Genomic DNA, 26,997 nt, shown 5'->3' with positions numbered 1-26,997 from the left:
TATGCCTGCGTCTTTACATCAACACACCCCATCGCTGATAGCGCTCGACCCACGCGGGTTGAGTATTCGCCAAGTGGCTTATTACCGTCAAAACGCTCATGACGCCGTGCAGGCGCGCATCAACCGAAACGTGTTCAACCCTCTCGGGGTGCTCAAGGAACAATGGGACCCGCGCTTATCAGCCCTGCATGAAAACGACACGAGTGTCAGGCCCAACCAACGCATGAGCTACTCACTGTCGGGCCACCTGCTGTTGAGTGACAGCGTCGACCAAGGGCAGGGGATCAGTTGGCTGGGCAGTTCTCGCCAGGTCATCCGGCGCTGGGACTCACGCGGTGCTTGTCAAACGTTCGAGTACGATCATTTGTTACGCCTGACCGGGGTAGCTGAGCAAGCCAGTGACGAAAGCGCCCCCGTGGTGGTCGAGCAGTTGATCTATGGGTCGTCAACTCGCGGCGAGGCCATACGCAACCGTTGTGGCCGACTGATCACCCATGTCGACCCGGCAGGTGATGTGCGCTTTGGGTCTTACGATGTACTTGGCCAACTGTCGAAGCAAATACGCCGCTTCAGTGACGAGCAGCAAGACAGTGCAGGGTATGCCAGTACCTGGCGTTATCAGGCCTCAGGTGAACTTGCCGAGCAGATTGATGCCAAGGGCAATCTTCAGCGTATGGGCTATGCAGTGGATGGCTTGTTGGCCAACGTGAGCGTTACGCTTGCCCGCGGCAGCGCCCAAACCCTGGTTGAGCAGAGGGTATACAGCGCATCCGGGCAAGTGCTGAGTGAGCGCGCGGGTAATGGCGTCGTCAGCAAGCTTGACTACAACCCACTTGATCAGTGCCTGCAGCGCTTGCGCAGCTATCGGTCCGGCAAGGCCGATGAGCCGTTGCAAGACCTGACCTACACCTACGACCGTGTTGGCAATGTGTTGAGCGTGAGTGACGCGGCGCAACCGGTGCAGTGGTTTGACAACACACGGACCGAGGCGCAGAACACCTACCGCTATGACAGCCTCTACCGATTGATTGAGGCCACGGGCCGTGAGAGTACCCGCGCTGCCAGCGGGTCGGGCCTGTTGGAGGCGGTGCCTTTTGGCTCGACCCAGGCAAATCTGAGCCGTCACTACCGGCAAAACTATCGCTACGATGCCAGCGGCAATCTGAGCGCCCTGCGACACCTGCCTGCCCAGGCCACGGGTTATACCCGCCAGATGAACATCGCGACTCACAGCAACCACGGCGTGGAACAAGGTCCGGCCGGTTTGGCACCGGGGTTGGGCAGCGGGTTTGATAAAAATGGTAACCAGTTGGCACTGCGGCCAGGGCAGACGCTCAGCTGGAATGTACGCAATCAGTTACAGCGTGTTATCCAGGTCGTGCGCCCTGATGGTGAGGACGATGACGAAACCTATCGCTATGACAGCAGCGGACAGCGGGTGTTGAAAATCCGCCGTAGCGTGGCCAAAAATCAGAGCCACCGCAGCGAAGTACGCTACCTGCCCGGTCTTGAAATCCATCACAACAGCGCTACCGGCGAGTGGTTGAATACCGTGATCGTCTCAGGCGCACTGCACAGCATCCGGATCTTGCAGTGGGAACAAGGCCGCCCTGAGGGCATTGAAAATCAACAAATACGCTTTGCTCTTTCGGACAACCTTGGCAGCAGCACGCTGGAGCTGGATGGCAGTGCGCGAGTACTGAGCCAAGAGACCTATTATCCCTATGGCGGTACCGCCTGGTGGGCGGCAAAAAGCGCCGTTGACGCGTCGTATAAAACCATTCGTTACTCAGGCAAAGAGCGCGATGCCAGCGGGCTGTATTACTACGGGTATCGCTACTATGCACCGTGGCTGGGGCGCTGGATCAACGCCGACCCAGGCGGGGATATTGATGGTTTAAACCTGTACGCAATGGCACGCGGCAACCCCGTCAGTTATGTCGACAGTCAAGGGACGGCGTCGAAGAAAGCGGCCTTAGGGGCCCCTGCCAGTCGCTTCTCGCGGCTTCGCGGTGCAGTCGCACGCTTCTCCGAGCGCATTCGCCCGGCTTTGCAGGCGGCAAGTTCGGCTGCCATTCGTGACTCATTGGCGACCTACGCAAGCAACGCGCTTGGGGTGGGGGTCGACCTGCTGTTGTTTGCAGGCCGGCAACCGACGCGCTTCTGGAACATCGTACTGAGGCAAGTCGTGGCGGTACTGGATGGGCTGGCTATAGGGCACATGGTTACGGGGTTATTAGGCAATTGGACGCGCTTTAGCCCGATAGCAGGTGTCGCAGAATTCATTGCTACTAACAGAGGGTTTGCCAGCATGAACGATGGCGGCGCCGTGGACCTTGATCAGGAGTGGGATCCCGTGGCCCGGGAACGTTTTATTGGGCACGTACGGGCGTTTTCCAGGGAGGTGGGGCAGCAAATTGTACGGGGGCTGGGTACGACTGTGTCATGGGGGCAAACGCCGCTGGCTGCACGGGCCCCCAGAACACTGCTGGCTGCTGCGGCTTATGGATTGGCCACCATACCCAACGCGATTTATAACAGTTCAATTCCTGGGGCTTTAATGCCCAATGTCGGGCCGCTTATGGAGGGTTACGATGCCGGCGCCGCCAGCTTAATTCGGGCTGGTCACGCAACCGCCGTTTACGATGCCCATGTAGACGCTCTTCAATTTCCTGATCTTGAAGCCACAGTCCACGGCGGGTTAAGTCGAATGTTCAATCAAGTGTGGGGGTATTGGTCGGGGGTCGGGGTTGAATCCATCGCCGCTCTTGTCACTGGTCAGCCCGCTTCTCGGCAAAGCTCGCGAACCCGATTCTGGGTCGGTGCGGCACGCGGAGTGGCGACGGCGCTCACAGAGTTCAGAGGGCTTTTGGTGCTAGCCGCAAGACAAGGTTACACCCGCATATTAAGCGTGTTGCGCACGACACTACGCTGAATCACGCTCATTCGACTATCGAAGGTCACACAAAGGTCGATCGCCATCCTGCCGATCGACCTCTGGGCAAGCGTGATCAGGACAAGAACCCGCCATCTACATTCAACGACACACCCGTGGTGTAGCTGGACGCATCGCTGGCCAAATACAGCACTGCACCGGCCATTTCGCTCGGGTTGGCCACGCGCTTGAGCGGGATTTGTTGCAAGGCGCCTTTTAGAATGGCGTCGTTCTTGACCAGCGCTGAAGCGAACTTGGTGTCGGTCAGGCCCGGCAGCAGCGCATTGCAGCGGATGCCGAAACCCGCACACTCCTTGGCAAACACCTTGGTCATGTTGATGACCGCAGCTTTTGTCATTGAGTAAATGCCCTGAAATGGCCCCGGCGAGACACCGTTGATCGAGGCCACGTTGATGATGCTGCCGCCGCCGTGTTCGCGCATCAGCTTGCCTGCTTCAACCGACATAAAGAAGTAGCCACGAATATTCACGTCGACTGTTTTCTGGAACGCGCCCAGGTCTGTATCCAGGACGTTGCCAAACTGCGGGTTGGTCGCCGCGTTGTTGACCAGAATATCGAGGCGACCAAACTCTTCGCGAATACGCGCAAAGGTCAGGGTGATTTGCTCCATTTCACCAATGTGGCAGGCCATGGCTGTCGCGGTGCCGCCATTGGCAATGATCGCCTCAGCCACCGGCTGGCAACCTTCGAGCTTGCGGCTCGAGACAATCACATGGGCGCCTTGCTGGGCCAGAAGCTTGGCGATGGCCTCACCAATGCCGCGACTGGCGCCGGAAACAAAGGCGATTTTGCCGTCAAGGTCGAACAATTGAGTCTTGGACATGCTGATTCCCTGTTTATCGCGGGCTTAAAGGCTGGACTGGCGGATGACCTTGAGGCTCATCTGCTCAAGCAGTGCGTTCATATGTACGAACGGTGCAAAGCGTTTGTCCCGGGTCTGGCCGTGGTAGTAGCGGTAGTAAATTTGCTGAACGATACCGGCCAGACGAAACAGCCCGTAGGTGTAGTAAAAGTCGTAATTATCGACCTGAATCCCTGACCGTTCGGCGTAGTAGTCGACGAACTCGCGGCGGGTCAACATACCGGGGGCATTGCTGGGCTGGCGGCGCATCAGTTGGACCGGTGCCGGGTCGTCAGCTTCGATCCAGTAGGCGAGGGTATTGCCCAAATCCATCAGCGGGTCACCAATGGTCGTCAGTTCCCAGTCCAGCACGCCGATGATCTGCATCGGGTTGTTTGGATCAAGGATCACGTTGTCGAAGCGATAGTCATTATGAACAATCGCAGGGGTTGAATGGTCGGCGGGCATCTTGGCGTTAAGCCACGTCTTGACCTCTTTCCAGAGCGGAGCATCGGGGGTCAGGGCTTTTTCATAGCGATCACTCCAGCCCGAGATCTGGCGCTGTACATACCCTTCTGGCTTACCCAGTTCGCCCAGACCGCAGGCGGCGTAATCAACCCGATGCAACTCCACCAGTTTGTCGATAAAGCTCTTGCACAGGGTCCGGGTATCGTCGGCGCTTAACGCCAGTTCGCGCGGCAGGTCTGAGCGCAAAATGATGCCCTTGACCCGTTCCATCACATAGAACTCGGAACCGATCAGGCTGGTATCGGTGCAATGGGCATAGGCTTTGGGGCAGTACGGGAACGCGTCCTTGAGTTGGTTGAGAATGCGGAATTCTCGGCCCATATCGTGAGCCGACTTGGCTTTATGGCCGAACGGCGGGCGGCGAAGGACCAACTCGACGCCCGGGTACTCAATCAAGTAGGTCAGGTTTGAGGCCCCACCCGGGAACTGGCTAATTGCCGGTTGCCCCGAAAGCCCCTGAATATGAGCTTTAAGGTAAGGATCAATCTGGCTGGCGTCGAGCTCTTCGCCAGAACGGATACGGGTAGATGAGTCGGTAAGCGTCATGTTTATCTCTTCTGCTTATTTTTGTGACCTGACAACATTCGTTAATCTAATGTGCCGCAACGCCAAGCACAGCCTTAATAGGTACGCGTGTTAGTGAATAATCAGTGCCCTTGATTGGCATTGAGTGAAGCACAGCTAAAAAAAAACCGAAGCACGGGGCTTCGGTTTCAGGATGTTGCGTGTGGCTTACGACGGGAACAGTTCGCTCAGCTTCATGGCCAGCATCATGTCGCCTTCAGCGCGCAGCTTGCCGCCCATGAATGCTTGCATGCCGTCGGTTTCGCCGCTGACGATGCCTTCCAGAGTTTCGCCGTCCATCACCAGAGTCACTTGTGCGTCCGGGTTTTCGCCTTCCAGCAATTCGCACGTGCTGTCTTTGACAACCAGCGAGAAGTTCTTGGTTTCATCAATGCGAAAACCGAATACCAGGTCCAGGCCGGCAGCAGCGGCTGGGTTGAATTTGGCTTTCATTGCTTGAACGGCATCAGCTACAGAAGTCATGGTTCGATCCTTTCAGGGTGGGTTACGGCGACCCGCAGGTCGCGGTTGCCAACGCTCATCGGTAGGTGATCAGCGATGGCGTCTTCAACAACTGCAAATGTACATGGTTGTTGAAGGAAGCCAGGGTTACCTCACGGCCACGGTACTTGAGTTGGCTGAGCGAGGTATTGACGATTTGCCAGGTCAGCTTGAAGGCTTCGCTGGCAGGAATTTGGGTCAACAGGTGGAGCAGGGCAGTGATGCTGCCGCCGGAAGTGAACACGGCAATGTTTTGTTTATGGCCGGCGTGGTCAAGCACGCGATTGAGGCCACCTTGTACGCGCTCGACAAAGGCCAGCCAGCTTTCGATCTGCGGGGTGTCATAGGTGCCGCTGAGCCAGCGCGCAATAATCAGATCAAAGATGCGCTGGAACTCTTCGGGCTGTTCAGCCGCATTTTTCAGCGTGTGCAGGGCGTTCGGCTCTTGCGGCAGAATGCCTGGCAATAGCGCATCGAGAATCCCGAAAGCATCAAACTCATTAAACGCCGGGTCTATTTCCAGTGCGGGCGTGGTTAACCCGGCAGCAGTGAACTGGGCGAGGGCATGTTCGGCGGTGTGTTGCTGGCGTAGTAAATCACCCGACAGGCAGCGATCAAAGCGTATCCCCAAGTCAACCAGATGCTGACCTGTGATTTGCGCCTGACGTACACCCAGAGGCGACAGCACGTCGTAGTCGTCTGCACCGAATGAGGCCTGCCCATGTCGAATCAAATAGATGATGCCCACGTCCGCTTCCCGGCACGTTGAAAGTCTGGCGAGGTTAGGAGGATGCCGGGAGCCTGTCAATAAAAAAACATACGCTTGTTTGAATTGTCTGCAAGCACCGTCGACAAGGTGTTTCACGGCTGGCAGGCCCGGTATCACGTCGGTATGCTGGGCAGCATTACGTGGCCCTGTCCCGAGGGCTGCAAGCGTTTGTAAGGAGAGGCTGTGGAATTTCTTGCCGAATACGCCAGTTTTTTGGCTAAAACCGTCACCCTGGTGGTTGCCATTCTGGTAGTCCTGGTGACCCTGGCAGCATTGCGTGGCAGAGGTCGCAAGACTGCCGGGCAATTGCAAGTCAGCAAGATGAACGAGTTCTATAAAGGCCTGCGCGACAAGCTTGAGCAATCATTGTTGTCCAAGGATCAACTCAATTCGTTGCGCAAGCAGCAGGCCAAAGTCGATAAAAAGCAGAAGAAACAACCGGAAGAAAAGCCACGGGTCTTCGTACTGGACTTTGAAGGCGATATCAAAGCCTCGGCAACCGAGAGCCTGCGTCATGAAATTACGGCATTGCTGACGCTGGCCACACCGGCTGACGAAGTGGTTTTGCGCCTGGAAAGCGGCGGTGGCATGGTCCATAGCTACGGTTTGGCCTCATCGCAGCTGGCTCGTATTCGTCAGGCCGGCATCCCGCTGACGATCTGCATCGACAAAGTGGCCGCCAGCGGCGGTTACATGATGGCGTGTATTGGACAGAAGATTATTAGCTCGCCGTTCGCGATTTTAGGTTCTATCGGAGTGGTGGCACAGTTGCCAAACGTTAACCGCCTGCTTAAAAAGCACGACATTGATTACGAAGTACTCACCGCTGGGGAGTACAAGCGCACGTTAACGGTATTCGGTGAGAACACCGAAAAAGGCCGTGAAAAGTTCCAGCAGGACCTGGATATCACTCATCAATTGTTCAAGAGCTTCGTGGCCCAGTACCGCCCGCAGTTGGAGATTGATCAGATTGCCACCGGGGAAGTCTGGCTGGGTGTGGCCGCGGTGGACAAGTTGCTGGTTGATGAGTTGAAAACCAGCGATGAATACTTGTCTGAGCGTGCCAAACAAGCGCAGCTGTTTCACTTGCATTATGTTCAGCGCAAAAGCTTGCAAGAGCGAGTAGGGCTCGCTGCCAGCCACTCAGCTGAGCGCGTCGCTGATTCGTTGTGGAGCCGTTTGACCCAACAGCGTTTCTGGTAACTAGCGTCCCGGTTGCGGTTTTATTACCGCAATCGGGGGTTTGTTAAATGTGCGTTATTTATGTAGTGGTTTCCCTCGAATTGCAGTTGCATTTAAGTAGTTAGTCATCAGTTATTCCATTAAATTTATACGTGCGCTGTCTATAAGCTGAAGTCCCTACTTCTGATGAAGGCTAATGCCATGACAGATGCACGTGACTTGCCCGAAACGTCTACCGCTCAAGAGAAACCGCTGACAGCCAGCCAATGGGGCAACCTCGAAGTACAGCACCTCCATGAGGATTTAATCGCGAAACAAATACCTGCGTGGTTTAAAGACACGTCGGTGTTGATGCGTGACACGTTACGCAAGACCATGCTGGAATGGCATACGACCCAAGCCGAGATTGCCAAAGTATTTGCTGACATCAAGCCGATAGAGCAGTTTGCTGAGCCTTTGTTAAAGGCCGCCCTGGTTGCCAATGGCTGGACAACGGTCAACCCCAAAACCCATGGCTTTAAACAGGTTCGGTTGTTAAGCAATGCGGTATTGTTTATTTCGAATCAGCAAACCAAGCTGGTTGATAGTTTGGCCAAGTTCTTGCTGCCGGAGTCATTGATACCCAGTTCGCTGGAGGTCAATCTGGTATCCAGTACCAGCCATCATGATTTGCTACAGGCTGCTTTGCAGAATTTTGAGGCGGCTGAAACAGTCAAAGGCGGATTTGACCCGGGCACTGCTATTTATGGGGTACAAAAAAATGTGTTGATTGATCTGCCTAAATACGAGCCTGAAAAATTTGCACGTATTTGCCGTGATCTCAATTTGGGCGAAAAGTATCAGGACCATTTGGGCAGTGTGTTCACGCCCGTTGATAACGAGTTTGAAATAACGGATCAACGCTCTAAAGGGTTTAAGCTAAAGTCAACGTTTGTTTTAAATAAGCGACTTGAGTTTTTGGCGGCATTGCAAGTGGCTTATATGAAAAACCATGTGACGGTCGAGCACTATGATTTCATACAGGCGACACTGCTGAACCACAATGTCGCTGCGCAAACCATCCCCAACCTTCACAGCACATTAAAGCTCATGGGGTTTGAAGTTGCCGGCGTGATTATCTTATGGCCAGATAAACGTCCTGCGGGTCAAAGGCAACGCTGTATCGTGTACATGCCACAAGCGCCGCAACGGGCCTTTTATGCGTTTGATGACATCGATAAATTCAAGGTTGAACTGCGCGAATGGCTCACCCAACGTGAGTTTGCCGACTACTTTATGAAGTTGGTGCCTTTGCGCTATCGCGCCGAATTCATCAGGAGAACAGATCTTAAAAAGGTTGCCTGGGACTCTCTGTTATTACTCCGTCCCCCTATTATTTACGAGCCTGCAATCTTCAATGAATGTGAGGTGATTGCGCAGTTGAGCAACCCCTTTGAAAAGTCCTGGGAGTTACAACTGGCGCAGATTAAAGATGACGCTCGCCTTTTAGTCATACCCACTGAAGATGAAGACAGCAAGTCACGTCTTGAACGGCAGGCAGCCTTGTGGAACGCAGGGTTAAGCGCCCTGACGCTGGCATTGGGGTTTGTGCCTGTGGTAGGCGAATTCATGTTGCTGTTTGGTGTCGTTCAGTTAGGCGCCGATATCTTCGAAGGCATTGAGGCCTGGGAGCGTAACGACAAAGTGGCTGCGCTTAAGCACCTGTTTGATGTTGCGCAGAACCTTTCAATGGTCGCCGTACCAGGTGTTGCCAAGTCGTTAAGTTCATCAACTATGGTCAACCGTCTGACGCAAATTACCCGCAGTAATGGTCAAAAACGTTTGTGGAAAGCGGACCTGAAGCCCTATGAGCGTCGGCCAGAAATCTTGACCGGGCTCAAGCCTGATGCTCAAGGGCTCTACCATTTAGAGGGCGTGAAGTACCTCCAACTTGAGCAAAAGGTCTATCAAGTTCAAGGGGACGTCAGTAGGGGGTATATGTCGATTGATCCGGTACGAAACCCGGATGGCTATAGCCCCCTGCTGAGACATAACGGTAGCGGGGCCTGGACTCATGAGTTTGATGCGCCGATGCAATGGTCGCGCTTGAAGCTATTCAAGCGTCTGGGCCCTGATACAGAGCTATTTTCCGATGCGACCGCCGAGTTGATCCTGTTACTGACCGGCACAACTGAGGGGGAGTTGCGCGCGGTGTACATCGACACGCTGCCAAGTCCGCCTTTGTTGGCAGATTGCATCAAACGTATGCGATTGAGTCAGCAAATTGAGTATTTTTCGTCGCAGATGCTTAAAGGTGTGTATGCCACTTCAGATTTCGCGCCGATGCAACTTGAGCTGTTGCCACAGTTGTCCGGCTGGCCAATAGGCCAGGGGCTGAGGGTGGTTGACTTACCGCGAGGAACCTTCAAGGACTTCGGTGTGAGCTCTGAAAGAGCCTATTCAAGGACGGAAATCAGTCAGGCGCGCATTAATAAGGGCGAGTTGCTTGACGCAACGCTTGAGGCGCTCTCTGAGACGCAGATCGAAACATTACTGGGGGAGTCCGTAACAGGGACGCAGGCTCAAGCGTTGGTGCTGGCGCGTAAGTTAGGCAGCTTGGCGCACGCAAGCCAACGCACTCTGGTATCAAGCCTTTATACGGTGGAAAAAACTCTTGAGCCCGCGCTTAAAAATATCAGCAAGCAATTTCCAGGCTTGCCGCTAAATGTGCTTGAAGAGCTGGTCAGTCATCTGACGCAGGATGAGTTAACCGCGCTCACCTATCGTGCTCACATGCCCCTGCGTGCTGCCGAAGAGGCGCGCATCTATGCACAAAGGCTGCGTTTAAATAGAGCTATTGAGGGGATTGCTTGCGAAGCCTTGAGCAGCGCTGACAGCCAAACGTTGGCCTGGAAAACCATCGCGCAACTGCCTGGCTGGCCAAAGAAAGTGACTATTTCAGTGCGCAGCAGCCTGAACAATGAGCAAATAAGTGCCATTGAAGGCGAGACCGGTTCGTCAAGGCGAGAGATTTTTAAAAAAGGCGAACTTTATGAGTTTTCCGGGACAAGCGCGGGGCAACCGTTTACCAGCCCGGATTTGACGGCGTGCGTGTTTAAATCGCTGACTGACAACGAACGTAATGGGCTTAACTCAGGCACAACACTGTCTTATTCAGACTTCATGTCACGCGTTGCCATTCTGGCAGCCAAGCAACGTGATAGCTCAGCAAGCGCATTGGGCATGCAACCTATAAAACCCTGGTTTAAATCCCCCATGCGCCTGGCCGATGGGCGAGTGGGTTACACGTTAGGCGGCCGGTCCGGACATCAGCTCGACGCTAGCAAACCGTTGGCATTAAAAGAATTGGTTCTAGATCTGTACCCAAACATGTCGGAAACCCAGATAGGACATTATTTATACCGCTTGCAGCAAACGCCGATTCAGGCTGCCAGTGAATTGGTGAGACTTAAAGCCGAGCTGGATCTGCTGCGCAAGACGTTACAGGACTGGGAAGAGGTCAATGCCTGGAGCTATCCGTCCAGAGGGCAGCGCACGTTGGTGCCTGTTCAAACTAAACGAGCCATGAGCCGGGCGCTGATTCGGGCCTGGCGCAGATTGAGCACGCCGGTCAGCCTGGAAGGGGCCACAGGCTACGAACTGGATCTCAACGGTTGGCCGGTGGATGCCTTGCCGCCTCTTCAGGCGGATTTTCGGCATATACTTTCGTTGCATCTGTCCAACACTACGAGCACCGTACCCGCGAGTTTTTTAGAAAAATTTACTGAACTGCGCCATCTTTCCCTCAACACCACACAGTTGACTGAGCTTCCGGCCTCTATAGCTACCATGCCAGAGTTGACACATTTGAATCTGCGCAACAATCAAATTGTATTGACCCCTGAAAGTGCCAACATCCTGTCGGCGAAAACAAAACTAAAAACACTGGTGCTGACCGGTAATCCATTGGGTCGCAATTTTTCAGTGCAGCATATGCCACAACTGCAGCATTTGATGCTGCGTTACACCGGGTTGAGTGAATGGCCAACAGGCATAGGCATACTGAATGACCTGCAGACGCTGGACCTGCGTAATAACTCGATCAGTTTTATTCCGAGTGCCATTTTGACCGAGTCAATGGCCTCGATTAATCGCGTGACGTCTTTGCATGACAACCCATTGACCCCTGACTCAACCAGACGTTTAGGTCTTTACCGCGACAGCCAGCAAATTACGCTGGGCATGGTGGATGTACGTCAACATGTGTCTCGAATACAAGGGATCAAGCATTGGGTTGTTGAGCCCACTGCTGAGCAAAGCCGTGTATGGAACGCTTTGCTGCGTGAGCCTGGCGCCGGTGATTTTTTCGCGGTCATTGAAGATCTGAGTACGTCATCGCAATTTGCCAACGCACGGGTGGATTTGACTCTGCGTGTCTGGACGCTGTTAAAAGCCGCCAACGACAGCACCCAATTGCGCAGTCGTCTATATTCTCTTGCCGGGCACTTAAGTACCTGTGGTGACGGCATTGCAATGGTATTTGCAGAGCTGGAGCTGGAACATCTGGTTTTTCTGGCGGAGCACTCGGAGCAAGGTGAGAGCGCAATGCTCAAGCTGGCGCGCGGGTTATTCCGTATCGAAATGCTCAACAAGCATGTGTTAAGCATTATTAAAGCGCGGATCGATGCCATCCATGCCACGCAGAGCGAGTACGTGCAGCAACTGCAAGAGTTGGTTGATGCGATAAATCCGGATCTGGCTTCCGTGCCATTGGCCGACATGTCGGCGATAGAGCAGCAGGGGGTTGCTTATCGTCTGGAGAGTGCGGAAGGCATGAGGTTGGCAGAGCTACTTAGCCCGGGCAGTGTAGAGCAGCAGATACGACGTCTTGACCCGTTGGAGATCCAGATGTTTTATCACGTCAATCTGGCCAGCCCGCTGGAGTTGCCCGCACGCCCAACCAGCATGCGCTTTGGCAATATTGCCAACGTATCGGCAACTGATCTCGACACCGCAAAGCGTTATGTACTTGATCAAGAGCAAGTACCGGCGCTGGTGCATTCAATTTCCGGGCAAGAATTCTGGAGCGATTACTTGCAGAAAAAAAAGCCAGAGTCGTTCACAGCCGTAATGAGCAAGTATCAAGAGATGCTGGATGAGGTGTACTCAAAGAGAGCAACGCTCAGCAGTGATGAATACCGTCAAGAGGCTGAAAGGGTGGGCAAAGAGCGCAAACAGGCCATTGCGGACGTTATAGAGCAACTGACCCAAATGGAATTGAAAACTAACGTTGTGCAAGCGCCGGTTGTTCCGGGCGAAACACAATCACCAGACATTTAAGCGCTACGTAAACAGCCCTGAGGTTCGCTCAGGGCTGTCACGCTGTGCTTAACGACGACGGAACAGAGGCATCGGCTCGTCGGATGAAGACTGGTAGGTCACCGAAAAATCTTTCAGGCCTTCCAGTGCTTCATACGGGTCTTTGTCTGCGCGAATGGCAAACGCGTCAAAGCCGCAACGGTGCAGATAGAACAACTGGTCACGCAGTACATCGCCAATGGCGCGCAATTCACCTTTGAAACCATAGCGGTCGCGCAGCAGACGGGCGTTGGAGTAGCTGCGGCCATCGGTGAACGCCGGGAAATTCAGGGCAATTACCTGGAAGTGCTCAACGTCCTGGCCAATCTCTTCGGCTTCTTCATCGCTGTCCAGCCACACACCCAGACCGCCGTCACGGGCTTTTAGGGCGTGAGCATGTTCGCGCCACAATGCCAGCGGCACGATCAGGTCGTCACAGTTGGAAATACCGTCGAAGGTTGCGTCCTTTGGCAGCAAGTGCCAGGTTTCGTCGATAACCTCGTTGTTCTTAATTATTCGCTGCATAGACGCGCTCCTTGAAAGGGTCGATGCCGATACGTTGGTAAGTGTCGATAAAACGCTCATCTTCATTGCGTTTTTCAACATAGACGTCGATCAGCTTTTCAATCACATCCGGCATGTCATCTTGCGCGAACGATGGGCCAAGGATCTTGCCCAGGCTGGCATCACGGCTGGCGTTGCCACCCAGTGACACCTGGTAGAACTCAGCGCCTTTCTTGTCCACGCCCAAAATACCGATATGACCGACGTGGTGGTGACCACAGGCGTTCATGCAACCGGAAATATTGAGGTCCAGCTCACCGATGTCGAACAGGTAGTCCAGGTCTTCAAAACGGCGCTGGATCGATTCGGCAATCGGGATCGACTTGGCGTTGGCCAGCGAGCAGAAGTCACCGCCCGGGCAGCAGATCATGTCGGTCAGCAAACCAATGTTCGGCGTGGCGAAACCTTGTTCGCGCAATTCGCCCCACATGGTGAACAACTGGCCTTCTTCAACATCGGCCAGGATGATGTTCTGCTCGTGGGAGGTGCGCAACTGGCCGAAGCTGTAGCGGTCGGCCATATCGGCAATCGCGTCCCACTGCTTGTCGGTCACGTCACCCGGCGCAACACCGGTGGGTTTCAACGACAGGGTAACGGCAACATAACCCGGCTTTTTGTGGGCCAGGGTGTTGCGGCTGCGCCAGCGGGCAAAGCCTGGATGCTGCTTGTCCAGCTCGGCCAGTTCAGCACCGAAGTCAGGCAGGGCTTTGTAAGCCGGGTCAACGAAGTGCTTGGCGATCCGTTGAACTTCCGCTTCGGTCAGCGTGGTCGAGCCGCCACGCAGGTGAACCATCTCGGCCTCAACGCGTTCAGCGAAGACTTCAGGGGTCAGGGCTTTTACCAGGATCTTGATCCGGGCCTTGTACTTGTTGTCACGACGGCCATAGCGGTTGTAAACACGCAGGATGGCTTCGAGGTAGCTCAGCAAGTCTTGCCACGGCAGGAATTCATTAATGAATGCGCCGACCACCGGCGTACGGCCCAGGCCGCCACCCACGAGTACACGGAAGCCCAGATCGCCAGCTTCGTTGAACACAGGCTCCAGGCCGATGTCGTGAACTTCGATGGCGGCACGGTCAGACGCCGAGCCATTGATCGCAATTTTGAACTTGCGTGGCAGGTAGGCGAATTCCGGGTGGAAGGTGGTCCACTGACGAACGATTTCGCACCATGGGCGCGAGTCAATCAGCTCATCTGCCGCCACACCGGCGAACTGGTCGGTGGTGACGTTACGCAGGCAGTTACCGCTGGTCTGAATGGCATGCATTTGCACGGTCGCCAGTTCTTCCAGAATATCGGGCACGTCTTCGAGAGCCGGCCAGTTGAACTGTACGTTCTGGCGGGTACTGATGTGGGCGTAGCCTTTGTCGTAGTCGCGGGCAATCTTTGCCATCATTCGCGCTTGACGCGAAGTCAACTGGCCATACGGCACGGCAACCCGCAGCATTGGGGCAAAACGCTGGACATAAAGGCCATTTTGCAGGCGCAGAGGGCGGAACTCTTCTTCGCTCAGCTCCCCTGCCAGGTAGCGTCGGGTTTGATCTCGGAACTGCTTTACGCGGTCCTCGATGATCCGCTGATCGTACTCGTCATATACGTACATATAGGTCCTGTTCTCAGGCTGCTTACAGCTTATCTGCGCGCACGGCCGCGCACTCCCCACGGAGCGGTCGCAAGATACCAGTTTGTAGTTATGCGCAAAAGTGATGTTTAAGCATATGCAAAGAACCAAAGCGACTATAAGAGGCTGATTCTCAATCACTTACTTGTACAAAGGGTATTACGGGTCTTTACTTAGAGACATTCTTCTAAGCATTCACCCATAAAACCGAAAAAAGGCGATGCGATGAGAACTCAAATGAAAGTGCGTAAAACCAGCAGCAAGGTCGATGCGTGGGCCATTCTTTTCCTGGTCATTCTGGTAGCGGCCGCCGCGCTGTTCTGGAGCAGCCATTCATAAACGGTGCCTCCTGGGCCATCAAGGATCTTCAGTATCCCCCAATCGGTTTCCTCTCCTTCGGGAGAGGACAGTGTGGGGGCTATTGCTTTATGTACACATTCATTGCTCGCTGACAGAAAGACAAGCGCGGCTTTCTCACTGCCCGGATGCGTGGTATTGCTGTAGTGGGTTCATCACGGATGGAACCTTTTGCGCAGGCTCATCCTCAGAGTCTGAAACCGTCACCGAAACGTTCAATGAGGTGCATCTATGCCAGTCAAACATGATTTGCCATTGGATTTGGGCTTCTCCAAAGAGGCTCTCGACACGCTTAAAGGTCAAGACCCGCACTTGGCTGCGTTAATTGAGAAGTACACAGTGGCTGACAAGCAGGTGGTAGAGGCCGAAGCGCCCAGTGCGCTGGGTGTGACTGATGAAGTGTTACTGGCGCTCAAGGAGAAGCGGCTTAAAATCAAGGATGACATCGTAAGCCGTCTGGCCAGCCAGGCGGCCCGCTAATCCTTTGAAGGTGTTCTTGGCAGCCAATTTTTTGCACGCTGCAGATGTTTCTGTCTCTGTGCCGTAGTAGGGTTGGCGTGTTCAAGAACACCACTCCCAGGAAGCCGAAATGTCCAACATCATCAAAATCGTTGCTGTATTACGCGCCAAGGCCGGTCAAGAAGAGACCGTCAAACAAGCGCTGCTGGCGTGTGTGGAAGGCTCACGCAAAGAAGAAGGCTGCACGTTCTACGATCTGCATATTGACCGTACCGATCCGCAGCGCTTTGTGTTTATCGAAGGCTGGAAAGATCTGGCGGCCATCGAGCACCACAAAACAACGCCACACTATTTAGCGATGGCCAAGGCCGTTGCGGACTTGCTGGAGCACCGTGAGGTGCTGGTGCTGGATGAATTGAGTCTTTAAACCGTAAACGGCGGCCTCGAAAGGGCCGCCGTTTTCAGTGGGCCTCTTAAAAGCTCGCAGCGTCCAGTTCAAACAATGATTCGCTGCCCGCGCGTATCGACTGTTCCAGACTGTCGATGCGTGGCAAAAGCCGCTTGAAATAGAACCTCGCCGTGGCCAGTTTCGCCGTATAGAACGCCGGATCCGCCTCAAGGGAACCCTGGGCAACATCTGCCATGCGCGCCCACAACCAGGCGTATGCCACATAGCCAAAGACCTGCAGGTACTCCACCGAAGCTGCGCCGATTTCATTGGGGTTGAGCTTGGCCTGCGCTTGCAGCCAGTCGCTTAAATCTTCAAGCCGTTGCACCGCTTGTAAGAGTTCGTGCTGGTAAGGCTTGCCCGGTTGAGCGGCAAACTCGCGGATCTGCGCGGTAAACAAACGCAGCGCTACGCCGCCATTGGCAATGACCTTGCGGCCCAGCAAGTCCAGCGCCTGAATACCATTAGTGCCTTCGTAAATTTGCGCGATGCGAACATCGCGCACCAATTGCTCTTGCCCCCATTCACGAATGTAACCGTGGCCCCCGAACACTTGCTGGCCCAGCACGCAGCTGTCGAGCCCGGTGTCAGTGAAAAAGGCCTTGGCCACCGGCGTCAGTAAAGCCACCAGCGCTGCGGCGTCCTGCTGCTCTTGTGCATCGGTTGAGTACTTGCTCAGGTCCAGTTGCTGGCCGACATAGCTGGCAAACGCGCGACCGCCTTCGGTCATGGCCTTCATGCTCAGCAGCATGCGCCGCACATCAGGGTGAACGATGATCGGGTCGGCCATTTTCTCGGGCGCTACTGCACCGGTCGGCGCCCGGCTTTGCAGGCGTTCGCGGGCGTAGGTACGGGCGTTTTGGTATGAGGTCTCGGCACAGCCGATGCCCTGAATCCCGATGGACAGGCGCTCGTAGTTCATCATCGTGAACATGGCCGCCAGGCCCTTGTTGGCTTCGCCGATCAACCAGCCTTGGGCGCCGTCAAAGTTGATCACGCAGGTCGCAGACGCCTTGATGCCCATTTTGTGTTCGATAGAACCGCAGCTCACGGCATTGGCGTGAGCCAGCGTGCCGTCGGCATTGACCAGCACCTTGGGCACCAGGAACAGCGAAATGCCGCGCGGCCCGGCCGGTGCGTCCGGCAGTTTGGCGAGGACCAGATGGACAATGTTCTCGGTCAGGTCCTGATCGCCACCGGTGATGAAAATTTTGCTGCCACTGAGGCTGAAACTGCCGTCTGCTCGCGGTTCAGCACGGGTGCGGATAAGCCCCAGATCGGTGCCGGAATGGGCTTCGGTGAGGCACATCGAGCCTGCCCAGCGACCTTCATACATCGGTGGCAGATAGGTTTCTTTAAGCGTCGTGCTGGCGTGAGCGTCAATGGCCAGGCAGGCGCCGGATGTCAGCGCCGAATACAGGGCAAAACTGGAGTTGGCGGCGTAGAGCATTTCTTCAAATTGCACGGCGAGCATCTTGGGCATGCCCAGCCCGCCAAAGTCCGGGTTGCCTGACAGGCCGACCCAGCCACCTTCAATATAGGTGTCATAGGCCGCCTTGAACCCTTGCGGCGTGCTGATCTTGCCCGCGTGCCATTGGGCGCCTTCTTCGTCGCCACTGCGGTTAAGAGGGGCGATCAATTGGCTGGTGACTTTGGCTGCTTCTTGCAAGATCGCATCAGCAGTGTCGGCATCAACGTGCTCGGCCAGAGCGGGCAGGCGCGCCCAAAGTGCTGGCGCTTGAAATACTTCGTGCAGCACAAAGCGCATGTCACGCAGCGGGGCATTGAATTCAGGCATCACAAAACCTCGTCAAACATTTACACAAATGGAGGGTTACAAGGCTTTGGCCATGTCACGCAGTACGTATTTCTGGACTTTGCCGGTGGAGGTCTTGGGCAGAAGGGTGAAGACCACGGTACGCGGGACTTTGAACCCGGCCAGATGCTCGCGGCAAAAGGTGATGATGTCGGCTTCACGTACTTGCTGGTGGTCGGCCTTCAGAGTGATGAACGCGCAAGGGGTTTCGCCCCATTTTTCATCGGGGCGCGCCACCACGGCCGCTTCCATGACGCCTGGATGGCGATACAAAACCCCTTCAACTTCAATGGTGGAGATGTTCTCGCCACCGGAGATGATGATGTCTTTAAGGCGGTCGCGGATTTCCACATAACCGTCCGGGTGGCACACGGCCAGGTCGCCGGTGTGGAACCAGCCACCTTCGAAGGCTTCTGCGCTGGCGCTGGGGTTTTTCAGGTAACCCTTCATCACCGTGTTGCCGCGCATGAATATCTCGCCCATGGTTTCGCCGTCACGCGGGGTCGGCTTCAGGGTTTTCGGGTCGGCCACCATCACGCCTTCCAGCGTGGGGTAGCGCACGCCCTGGCGAGATTTGATCTGGGCGCGCTCGGCCAGGGTGTGTTCGTCCCATTTGTCATGCCAGGCACAGATGGTCACCGGGCCATAGACCTCGGTCAGGCCATACACGTGGGTGACTTTGATGCCCATTTCTTCCACGGCCCCAATCACTTTGGCCGGGGGCGCCGCGCCTGCGACCATGGCGTTCACCGGGTGATCAATAGCTGCCTTGGCTGAATCCGGCATGTTCACCAGTGCATTGAGCACAATCGGTGCGCCGCACAGGTGAGTGACCTGGTGTTCACGAATCAAGGTAAGGATTTTTTGCGGGTCGACCCGGCGCAAGAACACATGCACCCCGGCCAGCGCGGTGATGATCCAGGGGTAGCACCAGCCGTTGCAGTGGAACATCGGCAGGGTCCACAGGTACACCGGGTGATTGCCGATGGCCCAGACCATCTGGTTGCCCAGAGAGTTGAGGTAAGCGCCCCGATGGTGATAGACCACACCTTTGGGGTTGCCGGTGGTGCCTGAGGTGTAGTTGAGCGCAATGGCTTGCCATTCATCTGCGGGCCATTGCCAGTCGTAGTCCGGGTCGCCTTCGGCAAGTACCGCTTCGTAATCCAGCGCGCTGACCGGCTGGCCTTCACCGTACTCGGGGTCATCCACGTCGATGATCAATGGTGGATGATCAAGCATGGCCACTGCTGCGTGGATCACTTCATGGAATTCGCGGTCGGCAATCAGTACCTTGGCCTCGCCATGAGCCAGCATGAAGGCGATGGCTTCGGCGTCAAGGCGCACATTCAGGGCATTGAGCACGGCGCCGACCATGGGCACGGCAAAATGCACTTCGAGCATGGCCGGGATATTGGGCAACATCACGGCGACGGTATCGTTCTTGCCAATCCCGCGCCCGGCCAGCGCGCAGGCCAAACGACGGCAACGGCTGTAGGTTTGCGCCCAGGTGCGGCGAATGGAACCGTGGATAACGGCGGGGTAGTCGGGGTAGACGCTGGCGGTGCGTTCGATAAAACTCAGAGGCGACAGGGCAATGTGGTTGACGGCAGTAGGCTCAAGGCCCTGCTCAAAAATCGACATGATGGTCATTCCGGTGGCTGATTGTTAGCTCTAATGGCTGCCCGCTCTTATGCTGTCGAGGGGGTCAGTTTTATGTCCGGTCTGAGTTATAGCTCAGTTTGTGTTTGATATGGAAGTAATACCTAAGCAATATAGTATTTGTTCTATATTGAAGCGTGACTTAACCCACGGATGCCCCATGCCTGTTTCGCTGCTCACCTATGACCCGCAACCTTCAGTAGTCCTTGACGCCGCTGGCGCGCCGCTGACGGTCAACCAGGCACTGTCACGGCTGCTGGCTGGCACACCACTGGCCGAGGTGCGCAAGTGGCTACCGGGCAATATCGATGAGCTGGTACGCGCCTGCCTGCAACAAGGGCGGGCGATTGAGCAGGTCCAGGCGCAGTCTGCGCAACACCTGTGGCTGTGGACGCTGATACCGATACCTGAACGCCAGTGTGTCGTGGCCCGTGGCCGGGAGGCGAGTGATGAACTGCTGGCCGGGCGTGAAGCGGCCAAGGCCCGGCGCCTTTACCGGCTGATTACCGAGAACACCACCGACCTTATCTCACGGCATACCCCGGACGGGCGTTTTCTCGATGCCTCGCCAGCCTCCTGGACGTTGCTCGGCTACTGGCCCGAGCAACTGCGCGGCAGCCGCGCACAGCGTTTGTTTCACCCGCATGACCTGGCCCAGGTGTTGCGCCAGGCCCGTGATGCACTTGAGCTCGATGGTTACCACACCATGACCTACCGGATTCGCCATCAAGCCGGGCATTACCTGTGGTTTGAAACCGCCAGCCGGGCAATTCGCGAAACCTATACCGGCGCGGTGGTTGAGGTGGTCAGTGTGTCGCGAGACATCACCGCGCGCATTCAGGCGGAAGAAAACAAGCGGCGCTTGGCTGAAGTGGTCGAGGTCAATCCTGACCCGGTGCTGTTTATTGATCCGGCGGGCGGGGTGTCTTATCTCAACCCGGCGGCAAAGCGAATTCTCGGCTTTTCATGTGGGAAAAGCGTGATTTCGCTGGCGGATTTTTTAAGTGCTGGCGATTTGGCGCAACTGCAGTCTGTGGGATGGCGCAGTGCTGAAGAACACGGCTTGTGGAGCAGTGAAGCGCGTCTGCAGCCGTTGAATGGCGAACCCTCAGTGCCGGTGTCTTTATTGCTGCTGGCCCATCGCGCCACCTCGGGTGAACGGTTTTTCTCACTGGTGGCCCGTGACATGCGCGAGCGCGAACTGCGTGAAGCCCAGCAGCGTCATCATCAGGATGAGCTGGCCCATACCGCCCGGCTGGTAACCCTAGGGGAGCTGGCGTCCGGCATCGCCCACGAAATCAACCAGCCGCTGGCCGCGGTGATGAATTATGCGAATGCCAGCCAGCGTTATCTGCAAAACCTGGCCACCACCCCCGACGCTGCAACCCGTGTCGCTCAAGGGTTGGAACGAATTACCCTGCATGCCGGCCATGCCTCGCAAGTGATCAAGCGTTTGCGCGGTTTTTTACGCAAGGGGCGGCGCACATTGCAAGCGCTGGACGTCAGTGAAGTGGTGCGCCAAGCGGTGAACCTGTGCGCGTGGGAAGCCCGTGAGCGACAGGTGACGATTGAGCAGGCGTTGCCGGCCATTCTGCCGCTTGTGTATGCCGACCGGGTGTTGCTGGAGCAGGTGTTGCTCAACCTGTTGCGCAATGCCATTGACGCCAATTGCGAGCAGCAGCCGGGGCAGCCTTCGCGCATCCGTATAAGCGTGCAGACCGAGCGTGCTGGCGAGTTAAGCATCAGCGTCGAGGATCAGGGCCCCGGCGTCACGGCCGAACAATTTGAGCAACTGTTCACCCCGTTTTACACCAGCAAGGCCGAAGGGCTTGGGCTGGGTTTGTCGATGAGCCGCAGTATCATTGAGGGCTTGGGCGGCGAGCTTGACGCCGAGCCGCAACCCCACGGGCTGCGCATGTGCTGCCGCCTGCCACTGATGGCCATCACCCCACAACAAGAAGAGAGCAATTAAGCCATGACAACCCCGCAGCACCACGTGGTCTACGTCGTCGATGACGATCAGGGCATGCTCGATTCAACCGTCTGGTTATTGGAGTCGGTCGGCCTGAATGCAGTGCCCTTCACCAGTGGTCAGGCTTTTTTGCACGCCGTGGATCCGGCCCTTAACGCCTGTGTAGTACTGGATATCCGCATGCCCGCCATGGGCGGCCTGAATGTGCAGCAAGCGTTACAGGAACGCGGGTTAACCCTGCCGGTGATTTTTGTCAGTGGCCACGCCGATGTACCCATTGTGGTTCGTGCGTTCAAGGCGGGCGCCCATGATTTTATCGAGAAACCCTACAACCAGCAGTTGCTGCTCGACAGTGTGCAGCAGGCCTTGAGCGGCGGTAATGCGCGGCAAAGCGCCAGTCAGGAGTTAACGGAGCTAGAGGCCCGCTTGCTCAGCCTGACACCCCGTGAGCGCGATGTGTTGCTACCGCTGGTCAAGGGCTACACCACCCGTGAAATTGCTGAGCAATTGGCGGTGAGTGTAAAAACCATCGACCTGTATCGCGCCCGCGTGATGAAGCGCATGCAGGCCGAGCACTTGCCGGACCTGGTGGGCATGGCGATAGCAGCGGGGCTGGTGGATCCGCTTAAGTTGCGGGCAACGCTGTAAAGCTTGCCTTGCGATCTTTTCAGAAGATTAAAAGATCGCGAGGCGAGCTTGTTCTGATCAAACATAAAATAAGTGATTGATTCCTAAGGCCCTGTAGGAGCGAGCTTGCCTCGCGATCTTTTGATCTTGATCTAAGAGCATCCCTCACCCTAGCCCTCTCCCGAAGGAGAGGGAACCAATTGGGGGATGCTGACGATATTCGCTGTCTTGTTTGATGCGCGAAAGCGCGGCGTCGAAGACGGGGCGGCCACTCCTACAGGTTAAGGGTGTCCGGGGTGTTGCGCTCGAGCACTGGATAGCCCAGCGCAGCGATGTGGTGGTGCACGCGGCGGTAGTCGCGCAGTACGCGCTGGAAGATATCGCCTGACTCGGCCCAGGCGGTTTTGTCGTTTTGCAGTTTGCGAAAGTGCTCGCGGCTGGCGCGGGCTTCGAGCTGGCGGACAATTTCTTTGTGGCTCACCAGCCTGTTTGCAGCGGCGATGTCTTCGCGCAAGAAAGCCGTGATCGCCAGGTTCAGGCTGTCCAGCAAGGCCAGGTGCAGGCCCTGGATATGCTGCATCTCAAAGGTCGAGAAATGTTCGCCACGGCGGGCCCGGCGAATCGCCAGTTGCGCCAGATTGCTGAGGATGTCGCCTGCATGCTCCAGGTTGATCACGAACATGAGGATTTCCTGGGCGCGATCAGCGTCATCGTCGCTCAAGCCTTCCTGGCCTATGTCTGCCAGATAGGCGCGAATCGCCGCGCTTAACATATCCACGGAATGGTCCAGCTGGCGCACCTTGTCGAAAGCCGCTTGATCGGGCTTTTCGAACAGTTGCAGCACCTGATTGAGCATCAGCGACGCCATGTCCGCCAGCCGTAACGCTTCACGCACGGCATTGGAAAGGCCTATGTTGGCCACTTCTAGCCCGGCTTCGTCCAGGTATTGCGGCATACCCGGGTCTGCTGGCCGCTCTTGTTGCGGGAACAGGCGGCTCAGGCCGTTGGCCATTGGCTCGATCAGACCAATACACAGCACCGCCAACGCCAGGTTGAACGCCGTATGCAAGTACACCACCAGGTGCGCAGGGCCGAGGTTGGTCTGGGCCAGTTGGTCGGCCAACAATGGCAGCCACGGCAACAACAACAACACGGTCCCCAGCAGACGAATCAGCAAGTTCCCCACGGGCAGACGACGCGCCACGGTTGAGCCGGCACTGAGTACCGAGGGCAACGCGCCGCCGACGTTGGCACCCAGTACCAAGGCCATGGCGGTGACCGGGGCCATCATTCCGGCACCGGCCAGGGAAGCAATCAACAGCACCACGGCCACGCTTGAATGGCACAGCCAGGTCAGCAACACCGCGGCCACGACGGCAATGATCAAGTCGCCATCCAGGCTTTGCATGACCGCACGAAACACCGAGGTGGCCTCCATGTGGCTCAGCGTTGCACTGAGCAGCCCCAAGGCCAGTAGCATCAGCCCCAACCCGATCAGCGCGCAGCCGATGCTTTCGTAGCGTGAGTCGTCGCGCAGGCGATACACGATAAAACCGGCCAGCAGCATGATCGGTGTGGCCAGCGACGTGTCGAAGCTCAGCAGTTGCACCACCAGGGTTGAGCCAATGTTGGCGCCCAGCATTACGGCCAACGCTGGCGCCAGGCTCAAGGTGCCGGCGGCGGTAAAAGAGGTGGCCATCATGCTCACGGCGGTGCTGCTTTGCAGCACGCCGGTGATGCCAATGCCGGACAGCAGTGCCATCCAGCGGTTATTCAGATTGCGCCCCATCCAGTTGCGCAGTTGGGTGCCGAAACCGCGCAGCAGCGCGGTAGAAATCATATGAGTGCCCCACAGCAGCAGTGCAATCGCACCGGCCAGGTTGAGCAAGAGAGTGGTTCCTGACATGAGGAATCTCCACAAAACAAACATTCATGTTTACGCCATCTACACACACGGCCGGGCTGACGCGAAACCGCGTCAGCCCGGCTTTTTACGTCAGTACCACTGTTTGAAACGGCGGATGTAAATAGTCTTCATCAGTTGTGCGACGCAGCAGTAGCTGACCAGCGTCGCGACCAGCCATGGGAAGTACGCCAATGGCAGCGGTTCCAGGCCCACCAGGGTGCCCAGCGGCGAGAACGGCACGTAGATGCCCAGGGCGATGACAATGACGGTCATCATCATGACCGGCCATGCGGCGTTGCTCTGGAAGAACGGGATCTTGCGGGTGCGCAGCATATGCACCACCAGGGTTTGCGAGAGCAGCCCTTCGATGAACCAGCCGGACTGGAACAGGGTCTGCACGTCGACATTGTTGGCCTTGAACACGTACCACATCAGGGCAAAGGTGGTGATGTCGAAGATCGACGAGGTTGGCCCGATCCAGATCATGAAGCGGCCAATGTTCTTGGCATCCCATTTACGCGGCTTTTGCAGGTACTCCTTGTCCATCCGGTCCCATGGCAGTGCCAGTTGGGAGATGTCGTACATCAGGTTTTGCAGCAGCAGGTGAATCGACAGCATGGGCAGGAACGGGATAAAGGCGCTGGCCACCAGCACCGAGAACACGTTGCCGAAGTTGGAGCTGGCGGTCATGTTCAGGTACTTCATGATGTTGCCGAAGGTTTCGCGACCTTTGAGCACGCCTTCTTCGAGCACCATCAGGCTCTTTTCCAGGAGGATGATGTCAGCCGATTCCTTGGCGATGTCGGTGCCGCTGTCGACGGAAATCCCCACATCGGCATCGCGCAACGCCGGGGCGTCGTTGATGCCGTCACCGAGGAAGCCTACGGTGTGACCATTGGCCTGTAGCGCCTTGAGCACCCGGGATTTCTGCAACGGTGTGAGCTTGGCAAAGACCGTGCGCTGCTCGACTTCCTGCTTGAGGGTTGCGTCGCTCATGGCTTCGATTTCCGGCCCCAATAACGGGGTTCCGGGTTCAAGGCCAACCTGACGGCAGATTTTGCTGGTGACCACCGCGTTATCGCCGGTCAGTACCTTTACCGCCACGCCAATGTCTTGCAGGGCGCGGATGGCCGGGCCTGCGGTTTCTTTTGGCGGATCGAGAAAGGTCAGGAAGCCGCGAATCACCAGATCGCGCTCATCTTTGGTGGTGTACTGCTTCTGCGCGTTAGCCTTGGGGATGTCGCGGGTGGCGACCACCAGTACCCGGAAGCCGTCCTCGTTGTACTCAGTGGCCCGTGTCAGCAGTTCAGCTCGGCGCACGGGATCGAGTGCTACGCGCACACCGTCTTCCATCACATGGGTCGAAATGCCGAGCATTTCTTCAACGGCGCCTTTGCACACCAGCAGGTGATCGCCACGGTTGTCCTTGACTACAATCGACAGGCGACGACGCTCGAAGTCAAACGGCAGCTCATCGACCTTGCTGTAGGCGAAAGGCAGCTTGAACTTTGGGTCGCGCTCGGAAAACTGCACCACCGCTTGATCCATCAGGTTGCGGATACCGCTTTGGTGATGACTGTTGAGCCAGGCCAGTGCCAGTACCGATTCATCGCGTTGGCCGTCAGGGCCGACATGGTGCTCCAGAATGATGTGGTCTTGGGTCAGGGTGCCGGTTTTATCAGTGCACAACACGTCCATCGAACCGAGGTTCTGGATGGCATTGAGGCGTTTGACCACGACTTTGCGCTTGGCCATGGCGGTGGCGCCCTTGGCCAGGTTGGCACTGACGATCATCGGCAGCATTTCCGGGGTCAGGCCGACCGCCACCGCCAGGGCAAACAGGAAGGCATCGCCCCAATCGCCCTTGGAGAAGCCATTGAGGAAGAACACCACCGGCACCATCACCAGCATGAAGCGAATCAGCAGCCAACTGACGCTGTTAACCCCGCGATCGAATGCAGTTTGTGAACGCGAGCCGACAATCGCCTTGGCCAAAGAACCAAAGTAAGTCCGCGGGCCGGTGGCAACCACCACAGCACGGGCCGTACCGCTGACCACGTTGGTGCCCATAAAGCAGATGTTGGGCAGGTCCAGCAGGTTGCTTTGATCAGCCGCAGCGTTGGAGGCCGACTTTTGCGTCACATTGCCCAGGGTGTCGTACTTCTCTACGGGCAAGGCTTCACCAGTGAGTACCGCCTGGCTGATAAACAGGTCGCGAGATTCGATCAGGCGTATGTCGGCGGGGATCATGTCCCCGGCGGACAGTTGCACGATGTCGCCGGCCACCAGTTCACGCATAGGGATTTCCAGCACTTTGGCGGGTGCGCCAACGCGTTCACGGCGCAATACCGTCGCCGTGGTGCGTACCATGGCTTTAAGAGCTTCGGCGGATTTGGCCGAGCGGTGCTCCTGCCAGAAGCGCAGAAAACTGCTCAGGCCCACCATCAAGGCAATGATGATGACTTTGGTCAGGTCGGTTTCTTCACCGTCCCGCAAAGGCAGCCAGTAATCGGTGAAGAAGCTGATAACCCCCAAGGTCAGCAGTACATAAATGAAAGGGTTGTGCAGCGCCATCATGAACTGCACGACCGCGTGAGGCGGCTTGTCGTGAGCCACTTCGTTATAGCCTTCATGTTCCAGGCGATCAGTTGCATCCAGCAGGGTCAGGCCATCTGTGGTGGCCCGGACATTGGCCAGGGTGGCGGCCAGGCCGTTTTGCGCTTCCCGTGCAGCGCGCATCGACAATTTGCTGTTTTCGCCCGCGTTGTTCTTGTCTCGAACGTTGCTATTTTTTACCGCGCTCATGGTCATACTCCTGTCGCCAACGCTCGACAAAACATACCTTGGCTTGCCGTATTCAAGACGAGCCAAAGTATGCCGAGTCGCAGAT

17 protein-coding genes are annotated in these 26,997 nt (G+C 56.4%); 7 read left to right on the top strand and 10 right to left on the bottom strand.

Annotation, left to right across the window (positions count from 1 at the left end):
• The first annotated feature begins 1 nt into the window (after nt 1).
• Complete coding sequence (locus TU84_RS18840; protein ID WP_048371694.1) at nt 2-2,935, top strand: RHS repeat-associated core domain-containing protein; 2,934 nt, start codon at nt 2-4, stop codon at nt 2,933-2,935.
• Nucleotides 2,936-3,011: 76 nt separating this feature from the next.
• On the opposite strand, the gene TU84_RS18835 is transcribed toward TU84_RS18840, so the two are convergent.
• The 4 genes from TU84_RS18835 to TU84_RS18820 form a co-directional block, all read right to left on the bottom strand.
• Nucleotides 3,012-3,779: an SDR family oxidoreductase gene (locus TU84_RS18835; RefSeq protein WP_048371691.1), complete on the bottom strand. Its 768-nt coding sequence runs from the start codon at nt 3,777-3,779 to the stop codon at nt 3,012-3,014.
• Between the two features lie 24 nt (nt 3,780-3,803).
• Nucleotides 3,804-4,871, bottom strand: a complete 1,068-nt coding sequence (locus TU84_RS18830; RefSeq protein WP_048371690.1) for a phosphotransferase family protein — start codon at nt 4,869-4,871, stop codon at nt 3,804-3,806.
• Nucleotides 4,872-5,057: 186 nt separating this feature from the next.
• Nucleotides 5,058-5,372: an SCP2 sterol-binding domain-containing protein gene (locus tag TU84_RS18825; RefSeq protein WP_048371688.1), complete on the bottom strand. Its 315-nt coding sequence runs from the start codon at nt 5,370-5,372 to the stop codon at nt 5,058-5,060.
• A 55-nt stretch (nt 5,373-5,427) separates the two neighbouring features.
• Nucleotides 5,428-6,138, bottom strand: coding sequence for a histidine phosphatase family protein (locus TU84_RS18820; RefSeq protein ID WP_048371686.1), 711 nt, complete (start codon nt 6,136-6,138; stop codon nt 5,428-5,430).
• A 204-nt stretch (nt 6,139-6,342) separates the two neighbouring features.
• Here TU84_RS18820 and sohB point away from each other — a divergent pair, with 204 nt between their 5' ends.
• Both sohB and TU84_RS18810 read left to right on the top strand, forming a co-directional pair.
• Complete coding sequence (sohB, locus tag TU84_RS18815; RefSeq protein WP_048371684.1) at nt 6,343-7,362, top strand: protease SohB; 1,020 nt, start codon at nt 6,343-6,345, stop codon at nt 7,360-7,362.
• A gap of 180 nt (nt 7,363-7,542) precedes the next feature.
• Nucleotides 7,543-12,660 carry an NEL-type E3 ubiquitin ligase domain-containing protein gene (locus TU84_RS18810; RefSeq protein ID WP_048371682.1) on the top strand — a complete coding sequence of 1,706 codons (5,118 nt, stop codon included), beginning with the start codon at nt 7,543-7,545 and terminating at the stop codon, nt 12,658-12,660.
• A 48-nt stretch (nt 12,661-12,708) separates the two neighbouring features.
• Here the strand turns inward: TU84_RS18810 and TU84_RS18805 are convergent, their stop codons facing one another.
• Both TU84_RS18805 and TU84_RS18800 read right to left on the bottom strand, forming a co-directional pair.
• Nucleotides 12,709-13,203 (bottom strand): DUF934 domain-containing protein, encoded by a 495-nt coding sequence (locus tag TU84_RS18805; protein WP_048371680.1) that lies wholly within the window; start codon nt 13,201-13,203, stop codon nt 12,709-12,711.
• Nucleotides 13,187-14,845, bottom strand: a complete 1,659-nt coding sequence (locus TU84_RS18800) for a nitrite/sulfite reductase (protein ID WP_048371678.1) — start codon at nt 14,843-14,845, stop codon at nt 13,187-13,189. The genes TU84_RS18805 and TU84_RS18800 overlap by 17 nt, the downstream gene beginning before the upstream one ends.
• A 606-nt stretch (nt 14,846-15,451) precedes the next feature.
• Between TU84_RS18800 and TU84_RS18795 the strand changes: the two genes are divergently transcribed.
• Both TU84_RS18795 and TU84_RS18790 read left to right on the top strand, forming a co-directional pair.
• Complete coding sequence (locus TU84_RS18795; RefSeq protein ID WP_048371676.1) at nt 15,452-15,700, top strand: DUF465 domain-containing protein; 249 nt, start codon at nt 15,452-15,454, stop codon at nt 15,698-15,700.
• Between the two features lie 109 nt (nt 15,701-15,809).
• Nucleotides 15,810-16,106 (top strand): putative quinol monooxygenase, encoded by a 297-nt coding sequence (locus TU84_RS18790; protein ID WP_048371674.1) that lies wholly within the window; start codon nt 15,810-15,812, stop codon nt 16,104-16,106.
• Between the two features lie 46 nt (nt 16,107-16,152).
• On the opposite strand, the gene TU84_RS18785 is transcribed toward TU84_RS18790, so the two are convergent.
• Both TU84_RS18785 and TU84_RS18780 read right to left on the bottom strand, forming a co-directional pair.
• Nucleotides 16,153-17,925 (bottom strand): acyl-CoA dehydrogenase C-terminal domain-containing protein, encoded by a 1,773-nt coding sequence (locus tag TU84_RS18785; protein WP_048371673.1) that lies wholly within the window; start codon nt 17,923-17,925, stop codon nt 16,153-16,155.
• Nucleotides 17,926-17,961: 36 nt separating this feature from the next.
• A complete protein-coding gene (locus tag TU84_RS18780) occupies nt 17,962-19,584 on the bottom strand; it encodes an acyl-CoA synthetase (protein ID WP_048371917.1) in 1,623 nt (540 codons plus the stop codon).
• 178 nt (nt 19,585-19,762) lie between these two features.
• On the opposite strand from TU84_RS18780, the gene TU84_RS18775 reads away from it, so the two are divergent.
• Both TU84_RS18775 and TU84_RS18770 read left to right on the top strand, forming a co-directional pair.
• Nucleotides 19,763-21,574 (top strand): PAS domain-containing sensor histidine kinase, encoded by a 1,812-nt coding sequence (locus tag TU84_RS18775; protein ID WP_048371671.1) that lies wholly within the window; start codon nt 19,763-19,765, stop codon nt 21,572-21,574.
• A gap of 3 nt (nt 21,575-21,577) precedes the next feature.
• Nucleotides 21,578-22,222: a response regulator transcription factor gene (locus tag TU84_RS18770; RefSeq protein WP_048371669.1), complete on the top strand. Its 645-nt coding sequence runs from the start codon at nt 21,578-21,580 to the stop codon at nt 22,220-22,222.
• A gap of 253 nt (nt 22,223-22,475) precedes the next feature.
• Here TU84_RS18770 and TU84_RS18765 read toward each other — a convergent pair whose 3' ends face one another.
• A complete protein-coding gene (locus TU84_RS18765; RefSeq protein WP_048371667.1) occupies nt 22,476-24,107 on the bottom strand; it encodes a Na/Pi cotransporter family protein in 1,632 nt (543 codons plus the stop codon).
• 90 nt (nt 24,108-24,197) lie between these two features.
• Nucleotides 24,198-26,912 carry a magnesium-translocating P-type ATPase gene (gene mgtA, locus TU84_RS18760; RefSeq protein ID WP_048371665.1) on the bottom strand — a complete coding sequence of 905 codons (2,715 nt, stop codon included), beginning with the start codon at nt 26,910-26,912 and terminating at the stop codon, nt 24,198-24,200.
• Nucleotides 26,913-26,997: the final 85 nt, after the last annotated feature.

The sequence above is a fragment of the Pseudomonas helleri genome (assembly GCF_001043025.1).
Taxonomy (GTDB): Bacteria; Pseudomonadota; Gammaproteobacteria; order Pseudomonadales; family Pseudomonadaceae; genus Aquipseudomonas; species Aquipseudomonas helleri.
The sequence above is the reverse complement of the archived record's forward strand: the minus strand, read 5'-3'. Positions and strand labels throughout refer to the sequence as shown.